Annotated in this window: 12 protein-coding genes; 8 read left to right on the top strand and 4 right to left on the bottom strand. The window is 62.0% G+C overall.

What is annotated here, in order from left to right; genetic code table 11:
- Positions 1 to 36: 36 nt before the first annotated feature.
- Positions 37 to 465 carry a cupin domain-containing protein gene (locus sake_RS11790; protein ID WP_178946112.1) on the top strand — a complete coding sequence of 143 codons (429 nt, stop codon included), beginning with the start codon at positions 37 to 39 and terminating at the stop codon, positions 463 to 465.
- A 3-nt stretch (positions 466 to 468) separates the two neighbouring features.
- A complete protein-coding gene (locus sake_RS11785) occupies positions 469 to 1326 on the top strand; it encodes an aldo/keto reductase (protein WP_178946111.1) in 858 nt (285 codons plus the stop codon).
- Between the two features lie 56 nt (positions 1327 to 1382).
- Here the strand turns inward: sake_RS11785 and sake_RS11780 are convergent, their stop codons facing one another.
- Positions 1383 to 2207: a class I SAM-dependent methyltransferase gene (locus sake_RS11780; protein ID WP_129360339.1), complete on the bottom strand. Its 825-nt coding sequence runs from the start codon at positions 2205 to 2207 to the stop codon at positions 1383 to 1385.
- A gap of 336 nt (positions 2208 to 2543) precedes the next feature.
- Here sake_RS11780 and sake_RS11775 point away from each other — a divergent pair, with 336 nt between their 5' ends.
- On the top strand, positions 2544 to 3194 hold the full coding sequence (locus sake_RS11775; RefSeq protein ID WP_178946110.1) for a hypothetical protein: 651 nt from the start codon (positions 2544 to 2546) through the stop codon (positions 3192 to 3194).
- Positions 3195 to 3308: 114 nt separating this feature from the next.
- Here the strand turns inward: sake_RS11775 and sake_RS11770 are convergent, their stop codons facing one another.
- Positions 3309 to 4115 (bottom strand): exodeoxyribonuclease III, encoded by an 807-nt coding sequence (locus sake_RS11770; RefSeq protein ID WP_129360341.1) that lies wholly within the window; start codon positions 4113 to 4115, stop codon positions 3309 to 3311.
- A 383-nt stretch (positions 4116 to 4498) separates the two neighbouring features.
- On the opposite strand from sake_RS11770, the gene sake_RS11765 reads away from it, so the two are divergent.
- From sake_RS11765 to sake_RS11745, 5 genes are all read left to right on the top strand, one after another.
- A complete protein-coding gene (locus sake_RS11765; protein ID WP_197964434.1) occupies positions 4499 to 5512 on the top strand; it encodes an SDR family oxidoreductase in 1014 nt (337 codons plus the stop codon).
- Between the two features lie 122 nt (positions 5513 to 5634).
- On the top strand, positions 5635 to 7146 hold the full coding sequence (locus sake_RS11760; protein WP_129360342.1) for a CoA-acylating methylmalonate-semialdehyde dehydrogenase: 1512 nt from the start codon (positions 5635 to 5637) through the stop codon (positions 7144 to 7146).
- Between the two features lie 45 nt (positions 7147 to 7191).
- Positions 7192 to 8274 carry an enoyl-CoA hydratase/isomerase family protein gene (locus sake_RS11755; RefSeq protein ID WP_178946109.1) on the top strand — a complete coding sequence of 361 codons (1083 nt, stop codon included), beginning with the start codon at positions 7192 to 7194 and terminating at the stop codon, positions 8272 to 8274.
- An 11-nt stretch (positions 8275 to 8285) separates the two neighbouring features.
- Positions 8286 to 9182, top strand: coding sequence for a 3-hydroxyisobutyrate dehydrogenase (gene mmsB, locus sake_RS11750; RefSeq protein WP_129360344.1), 897 nt, complete (start codon positions 8286 to 8288; stop codon positions 9180 to 9182).
- Positions 9179 to 9994: an enoyl-CoA hydratase gene (locus tag sake_RS11745; RefSeq protein WP_178946108.1), complete on the top strand. Its 816-nt coding sequence runs from the start codon at positions 9179 to 9181 to the stop codon at positions 9992 to 9994. Before mmsB ends, sake_RS11745 begins: the two co-directional genes overlap by 4 nt.
- A 141-nt stretch (positions 9995 to 10135) precedes the next feature.
- On the opposite strand, the gene sake_RS11740 is transcribed toward sake_RS11745, so the two are convergent.
- Positions 10136 to 11170, bottom strand: a complete 1035-nt coding sequence (locus tag sake_RS11740) for a Gfo/Idh/MocA family protein (RefSeq protein ID WP_178946107.1) — start codon at positions 11168 to 11170, stop codon at positions 10136 to 10138.
- 95 nt (positions 11171 to 11265) lie between these two features.
- Complete coding sequence (locus tag sake_RS11735) at positions 11266 to 12747, bottom strand: PepSY domain-containing protein (protein ID WP_178946106.1); 1482 nt, start codon at positions 12745 to 12747, stop codon at positions 11266 to 11268.
- Positions 12748 to 12767 lie beyond the last annotated feature (20 nt).

The raw sequence follows: 12767 nt of genomic DNA, 5'->3' as shown, positions 1-12767 counted from the left end.
CCTCCGCATCATCAACCACGAAACGAAGGAATCAGCATGAACAACAACGAATTCGACCAGATCTTCCCGCTCGGTGAGAAGAACGATGCCCTCGCGCAGTACTTCATCGGGCAGAGTTACCTCGCCCCGCTGACCGGCGGGAGCGTTCCCGTCAACAACGTCTCTTTCGAGCCGGGCTGCCGTAATAACTGGCACATCCACCATGGCACCGCAGGCGGGGGTGACCAGATCCTGCTCTGCACCGCCGGCAGCGGCTGGTACCAGGCCGAGGGTGAGGATCCTGTCAGCTTGGAGCCGGGAAAGGCAATTCGTGTCCCGGCCGGTACGAAGCACTGGCACGGGGCGAAGGCCGACTCGTGGTTTTCCCACGTCGCTTTCATCACCCCGGGCGAGAATGTCAGTAATGAATGGCTCGAACCGGTCAACGACCAGATGTACGACGAACTGCCGAAGACAAGGAAGTAAAGCATGAGCATCCTGAATGAAACCTATACTCTGTCCAACGGCGTCGAGATCCCGAAGCTGGGTCTGGGCACATGGTTCATCAACGACGATCAGGCGGCACAGGCCGTGCGCGATGCCGTCGGGATCGGGTACCGCAACATCGACACCGCCCAGGCTTACGGCAATGAACAAGGGGTCGGCGACGGCGTACGCAACTGCGGAGTGAGCCGAGAGGACCTGTTTGTGTCCACAAAGCTGGCCGCGGAGATCAAGGATTACGACGAGGCGGTCGCCGCGATCGACGAGTCGCTGGGGAAGCTCGACATCGGGTACATCGATCTCATGCTGATCCACGCTCCGCAGCCGTGGGACGACTTCCGAGGTGGTGACTACGCAGAGGGCAACCGACAGGCATGGAGAGCCCTGGAGGAGGCACACCAGGCGGGCAAGATCCGCTCCATCGGGGTGTCAAACTTCCTGCAGGAAGACCTCGACAACATCCTCGACAACGGCACGGTTGCACCGCACGTGAACCAGATCCTCGTCCACACCGGTAACACCCCCTCCGAGCTCATCGCCTACTGCGAAAGCAAGGCCATCTTCGTTGAAGCGTACTCACCCATCGCGCACGGCGAGATTCTGAAGAACAAGGAAGTCGCCGCGATCGCGGAGAAATACGGGGTGTCGGTTCCTCAGCTGTGCATCCGCTACACGCTTCAGCTCGGCACCGTATCGTTGCCCAAGACCGCGAACCCCGACCATATGCGCTCCAACGCGCAGGTCGACTTCGCAATCAGCGAGGAGGACATGGACGCGTTGCGCACCTTGGACGAGAAGGACTACGGGGAGAACGCCGTGTTCCCCGTCTACAGCGGCAAGTGACAGAACAACGAACCATGGCCGAAAGAATTAACTAGGGTCCAAGTGGGCCCTGGAGATCACTCGACCGTGGCGAGAACTTCGCCGTGGACCATGCAGAACCAAGCATCCGGGTGGTTGCCCCAGCTCTCCCAATCCTGGGCAATACCTTCGATGTCCTGAGGGGTCAATCCTTTTTCGGCTGCATGGGCGGCAAACCGTGAGTTGCGAACACGGTCTGCTTGGCTGGTGCCCCACCATGCTGCGGATTCCGCAGTTCCGTACGTCCACGTCGACGAGGTCACCGCAACCGGCGCCAGCCCGGCAGCATTCGCCCACGCACGGAGATTCCGCCCAGCGTCCGGCTCCGCGCTGCGCGAGCGGGCATCCGCGGTGTAGACGGACAGCCAGCGGTCCATTCCCGGGAATCTGGGATGCCAGGTCATGGCGTGGTAGTCAGCGTCCCGGACTGCAATGAGCCCTCCTGGTTTGCAGTAACGAGCCATGCCGCGTAAAGCTTCCACCGGGTCTGAAAGATGCTGGAGCACTTGATGAGCGTGCACGATGTCGAAGCTCGCCGGCTCCACGTCGAGCGCGTAGAGATCTCCCTCCACGAAACGGACGTTTTCCTGACCAGCCGAATTCGCGTTGCTCTTTGCCAGCGCGATGGCGTCTGGAGAAAAGTCCACGCCGACCACTGCTCCTGAGGCTCCCGCGCGTTTAGCGAGTCCCAGCGTGATCGTACCGGGCCCGCACCCGATGTCCAGGATCTTGTCTCCCTCGGCTACTCGACCCAGAAAGTATGCACAGCTGTTTTCTGCCGTGCGCGTCGAATGGGAATTCATCACGCTTCGATGGTGTCCGTGGCTGTAGCGCGATATGGGGCTCTCCGAGGCTTCAGACATACCAGCACCCTACCGCCGAGAACCCAATAAACCAGGGTGTCCCGACTGATTCGAAAGGAGCGATGCGAGTCAAGGCAAGTTCGTAACCGTTGCCCCTCAGGGGTAACGCTAGTTCTTCCGGTGAGGGTGTGGGACCAAACTTGTGCGCTGAAACCTCAAGGGAAATTCTATTGACAGATAGCCCTTCTAACCATTATTGACCGCCTGAGATTGTAAAAACTGTCGAGTAAGCGCGAGGTCTTCATAATTCGCAAAATTCGATGAAAATATTGCGAGACAATTGTTCTTCTGTTTGTTTATACTCAAGTGTTAGCCAAGACACATAAGGAGAGTCCAATGAAAGCTCGTGTTCTGACGTTGACTGCAGCAGTCTTCGCTCTGGCTCTGGCCGGATGCGGCCAGGACGATAATGGTAGTTCCGATGCATCGGGTTCGGCCTCGGCTTCCTCGTCAAGTTCGGGAGGCAGCTCAAGTTCGGCCTCGTCGTCGGGCGGCTCGGGCGAGGCGTCATCTAGTGAAGGCGCTAACGGCGCCGCGGGTGCCAACGGCGGCGACAGTGCGAACGGGAACTCCGGCGCTAATGGCGATGGAGCCAACGGCAGTCAGGGTGCCAATGGCGCGGAAGGTGCCGATGGAACCAACGGCGGTCAGAATGGTGAGGGCGCCAACGGTGCCAGTGGTAGTGAAGGCACCGACGGAGCCAATGGCGGCCAGGGTGCCGCCGGTTCCACGGGAGAAGCCGGTGACGGCGCGGCTGCCGGTGGCGACCAGGCCGGAGCGAGCGGTGCAGGCGATGCCGCCGCGGCTGCTCAGCTGGAGGGCTACTGGAACACAGGCGGGCAGTGCACCATCGATTGGACATCTTCCGAACCTTACGACGTCTCGACCGACCAGCTGGTGAAGTCCTACTGTGCCTCCAACGGGCTCGGTGAACTCGCCGACGGTTACGACCCGATGGCCGGTATTCAGTACCCCGTTGGGCAGTAAGTTGGGGCGCTGAGGATAAGAAACTCGCGCAGGACCCCTTCGCCGCACGCGGTGAAGGGGTCCTTTGCGTTAACCGTGGAACGCGGCCAGCCCCCGGCCGGTCTCACGGTTGATTCACTTCACGTCCACGATCACGGGCAGGTGGTCGGAGGCGCCTTTGCCTTTGCGCTCCTCACGGTCGTAGCTTGCGCCCGTCACGCGGTTAGCCAGGGCGGGGGAGTAGAGCTGGAAGTCGATGCGCATGCCCTCGTTCTTCGGAAAACGCAACGAGGTGTAGTCCCAATAGGTGTAGTCTTTCTCCCCCTGCGTATAAGGGCGGGCGACGTCAACCAGCCCGGCGTCGTCCAGAAAAGAGTGGAATGCCGACCTTTCGGGCTCGGTCACGTGCGTCATCCCGTTCTTGCGGAAGAACTCGATATCCCAGACGTCGTCGTCCTGGGGTGCGACGTTCCAATCTCCCACCAGGGCCAGCTGAGCCTCCGGATCATCCGTGAGCCACTTCTGGGTGTCCTCGCGGAGGACCCTAAGCCAATCCAGCTTGTAAGCCATGTGCGGGTCGTCAATTCCGCGGCCGTTGGGGACGTAGAGGCTCCAGACGCGAACGCCACCACAGGTGGCCCCGATCGCTCGAGCCTCCTGGATCTCTTCCTTGCCAGGTTTGCCGAATACCGGTTGACCGGGGAAGGTGCGTTCGACGTCGTCGAGGCCCACGCGGGAGGCGATCGCGACACCGTTCCACTGGTTCAGGCCGAAGTGGGCGACGTCGTAACCCAGGCGCTCGAATACGCTGAAAGGAAAGTTCTCGTCCTTGGCCTTCGTCTCTTGAATTGCCAGGACATCGGCGTCGGAGCGGTCCAACCATGCCTCGACTCGGTCGGCGCGGGCACGGATGGAGTTCACATTCCAGGTCGCAATTCTCATGCTCACCAGGCTACCGGGTTGGCGTCGGAAGCTTGGAGAGCCCCGCGTTAGGCGGTGGTTACCCCCTGACGCGGGGAAACGCCTCTCAATCAGGTACCCCTCCCAGCCGCACCCGGCAAGGGGCGCGGCGTTGACGGTAATCCCTGCCCAACGGCGCTCCGAGTCCGCACGACGTCGACGGCACCCCGCGAGGTGGCGCACCTGCGCCCCGGAGGCCCCACTCTGCCCCAGGCGAGCGCAAATCCGCCACCTCGGCCCTCGGCCACGGAAGGGCGCCGGCATGAACCGAAAACATCCGAGGAAACTCGTCGTGAAAGCCTGACGAAAACCATAGAAGCACCCCGCGGCGGGGTTTGGGGCGCGGGCTGAGCCAAGCTAGCGTGATGACGAGCACAATTTTTGGCCGGAAGGATTCGATATCCGGCTCTTCGACCCTTGTGGAAGGCAATACGATGTCCGAACAGCCCAGTAGCACCAATCCCTCCCCTGGAGCGCCGCAATCTCCTTTTCGCCCAGACGTCCTGTCCGGACAGAGCATTCTCGTCACGGGCGGCGGAAGCGGTCTGGGCAAAGGCGTGGCCCGCCACTTCGCCGAACATGGCGCCACGGTCCACATCTGGGGTCGTCGGGAGAACGTCCTCCGCGAGACCGCGCACGAGATCGAGGAGTCCGCCCGGGCTGCGGGGGGTGCGGCGCATTACCAAGTCGTCGATGTGCGTGATTCGGAAGCCGTCGACGCCGCCGTCGGCTATATCTGGGAGCAGCACGGTCCGCTGACCGGTGCCATGAACAATGCCGCAGGCAACTTCATTGCGCAGACCAAGGACCTGAGCCCCCGCGGTTTTCAAGCCATCACCGACACGGTCATGAAGGGCTCATACAACGTGACTCACTCCGTCGGACGCCGGTGGATCGAGCAGGACCTTCCCGGCAATATCCTGTCCACTTTGGTCAGCTGGGTCTATACGGGGTCCGCATACGTGGTGCCCTCGGCCATGGCGAAGTCAGCCGTCCACGCGATGACCATGTCCCTGGCCGTCGAGTGGGCCAAGTACGGTATCCGACTCAACGCCATTGCGCCCGGCCCCATCCCAACAGAATTCACCTCGGTCGTTCTGAGCTCCAACAAGGACGGGCAAGGTGCGATGACCGATCTGGAGTCCGTGCCCGCCCGTCGAGCCGGCACGGTCGAAGAAATGGGTAACCTCGGCATCTTCCTGTTGTCAGGCGCATGCGACTACATCACCGGCCAAACCATCACGATGGACGGGGGTCAGATGCTCGCCGGACCGTCGACCTTCTCCGCGCTCACGGAGCTCGACGACTCCGATTGGGCCGAGATTGCCGAGAAGGGCAAGAAAGCTGCGGCCGAGTCGAAGAAGCATCGAAATGCTTAGCAACGCCGATGTTACGAGCTGCGCCGCAGACCCGTTGGCAATAGCTGAGCCGGGTCGATAGCCTGTGACTCAGAACACAAACCGAACGCGGGGTCAGTCCCTGCGGGAAGGAGCCCTCGGTAATGGCGCAGGAGCGGGTCAAGGAACTAACGCACTACATCGGCGGTCAAGACGTTTCGGGAAAGTCCGGACGGTTCGGGGACGTCTTCGACCCCAGCACGGGGCAAGTCACGGCCAAGGTTCCGCTGGCATCGACGGATGAGGTCGACGCCGCCGTCCGGAACGCCAAGGAAGCACAACGGGGCTGGGCGGCAACCAACCCGCAGCGTCGGGCTCGCGTCCTGGGGAAGTTCGTCAACCTCGCGAACGAACATGCCGACGAGATCGCTGAGGCGCTCTCGCGAGAGCACGGCAAGACCGTTCCGGATTCCCACGGAGACTTGCAGCGCGGACTCGACGTCGTCGAATTCGCGATGGGCGCGCCGCACTTGCTCAAGGGCGAATTCAGCGATTCGGTGGGAACCGGAATCGACGTGTACTCGATGCGGCAGCCGCTCGGCGTCGTCGCCGGGATCACCCCCTTCAACTTCCCCGCGATGATCCCCTTGTGGAAATGTGGCCCGGCGATCGCGGCCGGAAACGCTTTCATCCTCAAACCGTCCGAACGCGACCCATCCGTTCCCCTGATTCTCGCGCGGTTGTGGAAGGAAGCAGGCCTCCCGGACGGAATCTTCAACGTCGTCAACGGCGACAAGGAATCAGTGGACGCCTTGCTCGACCACCCGGATATCAAAGCGGTCGGGTTCGTGGGCTCGACTCCCATCGCTCAAAGCATCTATGAACACGCCGCCCGAGCAGGAAAGCGCGCCCAGTGCTTCGGAGGCGCCAAGAACCACATGATTATCATGCCGGACGCGGACCTGGACCAGGTCGCCGACGCCTTGATCGGTGCCGCTTTCGGTTCGGCCGGTGAGCGGTGCATGGCGGTTTCCGTTGCCGTCCCCGTGGGGGAGGAAACCGCAGATGCACTGATCGAGAAGCTCAAGGAACGTGCGGCCGACCTCAGGGTCGGCCCCTCCCTCGAGGAATCATCGGACTTCGGGCCCCTGGTCTCCGCTGCAGCGAAGGAGCGAGTCGAGAACGCGATCGCTGAGGGCGTCGAACAAGGCGCCAACTTGATCCTCGACGGACGCAATGCACACGTTCAAGGGCATGACGGCGGATTCTTCGTCGGCCCCACAATCTTCGACCGCGTAACTGCGGATATGAACATCTATCGGGAAGAGGTCTTCGGGCCGGTCCTTTCGGTTCTTCGGGCCGCGGATTTCGAGGAAGCCTTGGAGCTTCCGACCAAGCACGAATACGGCAACGGAGTAGCGATCTTCACTCGCGACGGCGATACGGCCCGCGAATTCTCCCGTCGGGTCGAGGTCGGGATGATCGGCGTCAATGTCCCGATTCCCGTTCCGATCGCGTACTACACCTTCGGTGGGTGGAAAGCCTCCGGTTTCGGTGATCTGAATCAGCACGGCCCCGATGCTTTCCGCTTCTACACCAAGACCAAGACGGTCACCCAGCGCTGGCCCTCCGGCATCAAGGAAGGCGCCAGCTTTGTCATGCCGACCGGCAACTGACCGACGTCGCACATCCCGTTGACACCCATAACAGGAGGAACATCCATGGCGGATAAGCAGCAGGAGCCCAGCGTTCTGACCGAGGTCCGGGGGCACCTCGGGGTCATCACCCTCAACCGCCCGCGCGCGGTCAATGCATTGAACGTTGAGATGATCCAGCTGATCAACAAAGCGTTGGACGACTTCGAATACGACGCCAACGTCAAGTCGGTCGCCGTCGTCGGGTCAGGTGAACGAGGCCTCTGCTCGGGCGGGGACGTCGTCGCTCTGTACAAGGCCGCCACGGGCGGAGACCGGAGCCAGGGAACCGACTTCTTCCGCCACGAGTACGACTTCGATTACCGTATTTCGCGTTATCCCAAGCCGTATGTCGCCATCATGAACGGTCTGGTTCTGGGAGGCGGCATCGGGCTGTCCGTGCCGGGCTCGCACCGGGTCGTCACCGAGTCCACGCGGACAGGTATGCCGGAGACTGGAATCGGTTTCTCCCCTGACGTCGGAGGTCTCAACTACCTCTCCAAGGCGCCAGGACAGGCTGGTCGACACATGGCATTGACCGGGTTGCATGTCGACGGAGGGGACGCCATCCACGCGGGACTCGCCGATTTCTACGTTCCGGATGCGGCGGTCGAAGACTTGCTCCGGAGCCTCGAGAGTGTAGAGAATCCTGGCGCCGTCGCCACCACGATCCAGGACTTCGTGGTCGAACCTCCCCGTTCCGAACTCGAGGAAGCCGCCTCGTGGATCGACGAGGACTACGCGGCGGACTGCGTCGAGGAAATCCTTCAGAACCTCGAGGCGCGTGTCGAGAAGGAACCGGACAACGAGCTGGCAAACAAGGCACTCAAGGCTCTGCGCCGCAACAGCCCTACGGGCATGAAAACCGCCCTCGAAGGATTGCACCGGGCGAAGGACCAGAGCCTTGCGGAAACCTTGGTTCAAGACTTCCGCACCAGCGGAAACGCGCTGTTGGCCCACGATATGGCCGAGGGCATCCGCGCGCAGGTGATCGACAAAGATCGCAACCCCCAGTGGCAACCGCAGACACTCGAAGAAGTGAGCCGGGAAATAGTTCTCGGATTCTTCGACCCGGTCCCCGGGTACGAAGATCTGCAATTGCCCGAGTAAGGAGAATTGGCATGAAGATTGCATTCCTGGGCCTAGGCAACATGGGCGGCCATATGGCGCGGAACCTCAAGGAGGCTGACCACGACGTCGTGGCCTTCGACCTCGCCGAGCCCGCACGCCAGGCCTCCGAGAAAGACGGACTCAACATCGCTTCTTCCGGCGAGGAGGCCGTGGCGGACGCAGAGGTCGTCATCACGATGTTTCCGGCCGGCAAGCACGTTATTGCCGCTTATCAAGGACAGAATAACGACGGTCTCCTGGCCGCGGCCCCACAGAACACCCTCTTCATCGACTGCTCGACCATCAGCGTGGACGAAGCACGCGAAGCGGCGGAATTGGTCCACCAAGCCGGACATCGAGCCGTGGATGCGCCCGTTTCCGGTGGAACCGCCGGAGCCGAGGCAGGCACCTTGACCTTCATGGTCGGCGGTCCGCAGGAAAATTTCGACGCCGCCCACCCGCTGTTCGACGCGATGGGACGGAAAGTCGTGCACTGTGGGAACAACGGGGCAGGCCAGGCCGCGAAGTGCTGCAATAATATGTTGCTCGCGATCACGACCATCGGCGCGTGCGAAGCCTTTACCCTGGGCGAGAAGTTGGGCCTGACAGACCAGGCGCTCTTCGACGTCATGTCCACCTCAGCCGCCCAGTGCTGGTCGGTCACGACCAACTGTCCGGTCCCCGGACCCGTCCCGGAGAACCCGGCCAGCAACGGCTACAAACCCGGATTCGCGACCGCTCTGATGGCCAAGGACCTCGGGCTCGCCCTCGCGGCCCTGGAATCCACGCAGACCGACGCATCCTTCGGCAGGGCAGCGCACAAAGCCTATTCTGAGTTCCTGGACAGCGGCCACGGAGATCTCGACTTTTCCGCGATCATCCAAACGATGAGGGAGAATCAAGCATGAGCGAAAAGACTACGACGGCAGACGAAAAGGGATCGTCGCAAGAGACGGCCGTCATCCGGACTGAGACCCGAGGCGGTGTCGGCATCATCCGGCTCAACCGTCCCAAGGCTCTCAACGCATTGAACTACGAGACCATGGTAGCCGTCGTCGACGCCGCACAGGCCTGGGAGCGCGACGAGGATATTTCCGTGATCGTTCTGACCGGATCGGAAAAGGCCTTTGCCGCGGGTGCTGACATCAAGGAAATGTCATCCAAAAGCTACATGGAGATGTACGCGAGCGACTGGTTTGCCCAGTGGCAACGGCTTACGCAGGTTCGATTGCCTATCGTTGCTGCGGTCAATGGATATGCGCTGGGCGGCGGCTGCGAGCTGGCGATGATGTGCGACATCATCATTGCCGGTGAGGGCGCCAAATTCGGCCAGCCGGAAATCAACCTCGGGGTGATTCCCGGAATGGGCGGTTCCCAACGATTGACCCACGCCGTCGGCAAGGCCAAAGCCATGGACATGATTCTGACGGCCCGGAACATGGGCGCGGAAGAGGCCGAACGCGCGGGATTGGTTTCCCGCGTCGTCGCGGACGACCACGTCGTGGACACGGCACTCCAGATCGCGGACACGATTGCGAAGAAGTCCCGACCCGTCGCGATGATCGCCAAGGAGTCGGTCGGAATGGCCTTCGAAACCCCCTTGGCCCAGGGGCTGACCTTCGAACGTCGAGTATTCCACTCGCTCTTCGCGACCGAGGACCAGAAGGAAGGCATGTCTGCTTTCTCGGAGCGCCGCGACGCCGAATTCGAGAACAGGTAGCCGCACAAAAACGGCGCGGGGCCGCTGGACTCAACCGTCGACTATTCGACCGAATGAGCCGCGCTCCCGCGCCGCTTCCGTGTGACCAGGCAACTGGCGGGCACGCAGACATGTGCCGTCCCCGCCCGGTGGGCTGGGTAGTCAGGCCTCGTCGTGGTCAGGGTAGACGACGCCGATTTGCCCGCGGATCTCGTCGATCATTTCCATCTGTGCGATGGTGTCCTCCCACGGCATGATGGGCGACTCGAGAGAGCCTTCCTGGATGCGCCGTGTGGCCTCGCGCATCTCGTAGCAATACCCTCTTCCGACGAGAGGCCAGGACTCCTCGCGGATTTGCCCCTGGGAATTCGTGACGGTGAAGGACCTCGCCTGATGCATGGGCGAACCGATGGTAATGAAGCCCTCGTGGCCTGAAATAATTGCTTGTCGAGGCCCCTGGGAGACCAAGGATATGGTCATCTGGGCCGCAGCCTTCTCGAATGTGCCCGTGATCTGGGTCAGGGCATCAACATTTCCGCGTTTGATGGTCTGTGCGGTGAATCCGGTTGGTTTTCCGAGGGCCAGCCACGGCCAGTGCAAAACATAACAGCCCATGTCGAGGAGTCCGCCTCCGCCGGCGTCCTCACGCCACAAGCGGTGCGTGATTTCGGTGGGGCCGCGAAAGCCCAGGTCGGCCTGCACCCATCTGGCCACGCCGATTTCGCCGGACTCGAGGATCTCTGCCACACGTGCCCTGAGCGGATGGAAACGGGTCCACAGCCCCTCCATGACGAATAAACCCTTCTCCCCGGCCAGGCCCAGGACCTCTCGGGCCTGGCGGGCATTCATGGTGAAGGACTTCTCGCACACGATGTTCTTGCCCGCTTCGAGCGCCGCCAGCATATTCTCGTAGTGCTGTCCGTGCGGCGTCCCAATGTAGAGAACCTCCACCTCGGGGTCGGCCAGCAATTTTTCGTATCCGGTGTGCTCGGCGTCGTCCCCGTAGGCCCTGTCGACACCGAATTCCTGGGCGAAGTCATCCGCGCTCGCCTGAGTTCGGGAAGAAACTCCGACGAGGCGGGCATCGGCGAGGGCCCCGATGTCGGGGGTGACTTTCCGGGCAATCGAGCCCGTTGCAACGATCCCCCATCCGAGGGTCCGGCCGGTCGATTCCAAGGGGTTCTGTGTCTCTGCCATGCATCTATACTAGGCAGGCGGCGATGACCGCCCGCGGATGACCCGAAGCAGACCCTCGCGAGTCAGCCTCGGGCCATCTTTCAGGGACGCCCTTGTCAGGCGGTGTCTCTGGTGCGCGAGCTTCTCCACGCCAAGGCGCCGTCAACGAGGACGAAGGCCACGAGCGGAAGCCCCAGAAGGGGAAGGAACCAGCCGATCACCAAGGCGGGGATGCCCACGGCGGGCCATGCCCACCAAGGGGCGCTCCGCAATCCCGATTTCGGAGCCTTCATTCGGGACAACGTCGGACGGCGTTTGAACCACATCCAATAACCGGTCACCACCATCGCGGCGATCCCGATTGCGACGACGAAGAGCACCAGCTGATTGAGCAATCCGAACCAGAGTCCCATGTGAATGTCGATTCCCCACCGGGCCAGCTTCGCCGGCAGCGAGTAGTCGTTCTTGAACGACACCGAATCCACCCGTTCGTACGTCATCGGGTCGATCGTCACGCTGTCCACGTGAGTGGGGTAGTGGCGGTCGACCTCCTGTACCGTCCACGCTTTGTCCATAGACGCTGCCGGTACGATCTCGACCTGGTCCGATCCGATGCCCAGACGCCGCGATGCGCGCATGATCGCATCGTAGCCGGAATCCAGGGGCATCGACATGGAGGACGAATCATCGGAGGCGGCCGCATGTTCTGCGTGACCAGCATGTTCGTCGGCAGGTGTTTCCGCCCCTGTCAATGACGTGCTCGCTTCGGGGGTGGACCAGTCAAGTGCGGCACGAAGTCGAGTGACGTTCTCGCCCCCATAAGTGGACCACGTGATTCCGGTGGCCGAGAGGAACAGCATCGCGACCAGAAGGCCCAAACCCGCCGAATAATGCCACCCCAGCAGACGCTTCCGCCCCTTGACTCCGGGCGTCGGCAACATGGCTTCTCGAATAGCTCGACGTCGGGAAAGCCCTGCACGCAACCGTCCGGTCAGCTGAGGCACCCACAGGATCAGGCCTCCGAGGGCAATAACCCACATCCATGATGCCGCGAACTCGGCGTACAGGCGTCCGGGTTCCCCCAGATGGAGGTTGCGGTGGAGCTGATCGATCCATGTGCGGAGCGGCAGCGAGCTGGAGGAACCGTAAACGGTCAGGTCCCCACGAATTTCCCCGTCGGCAGGGCTGACGAACACGGCCCTGTGGTCAGAAGGGGAAGAACCTTCCGGTGGCGCGAACATGACCCGGGTCGTCATCCCCGGTTGCGGTGCAGGCCGCACAGACGTCAGCGGAGGCGCCTCATGTTCTGTGCTCTCTCGATCAACATGTTCTATGGCCCGTTGCACCTGGTCATCGAGAGACAGGTTCTGGGCCTCGGTGCCCGAGTACAGCTCGTGGGAGTAGACGGCTTTCTCGAGTTGTGGAGCCATAGCGTACAACGCTCCGGAGAGCGCCGCGACCAGAATGAACGGTCCGACGATCAGGCCGGTGAAGAAGTGCAGCCTCAGAACCATGGCCCGGAACCAGCCGCTGCGGCCTCGAGGGGGAGGTGTGGTGTTAGGGCCCGTTTCAGGGCGCGATATATCGATGGTTGTCATTTTCTGTTCCTCGCATCGGT

It is taken from the genome of Kocuria sp. TGY1127_2, assembly GCF_013394385.1.
Classification (GTDB): Bacteria; Actinomycetota; Actinomycetes; order Actinomycetales; family Micrococcaceae; genus Rothia.
The sequence above is the reverse complement of the archived record's forward strand: the minus strand, read 5'-3'. Positions and strand labels throughout refer to the sequence as shown.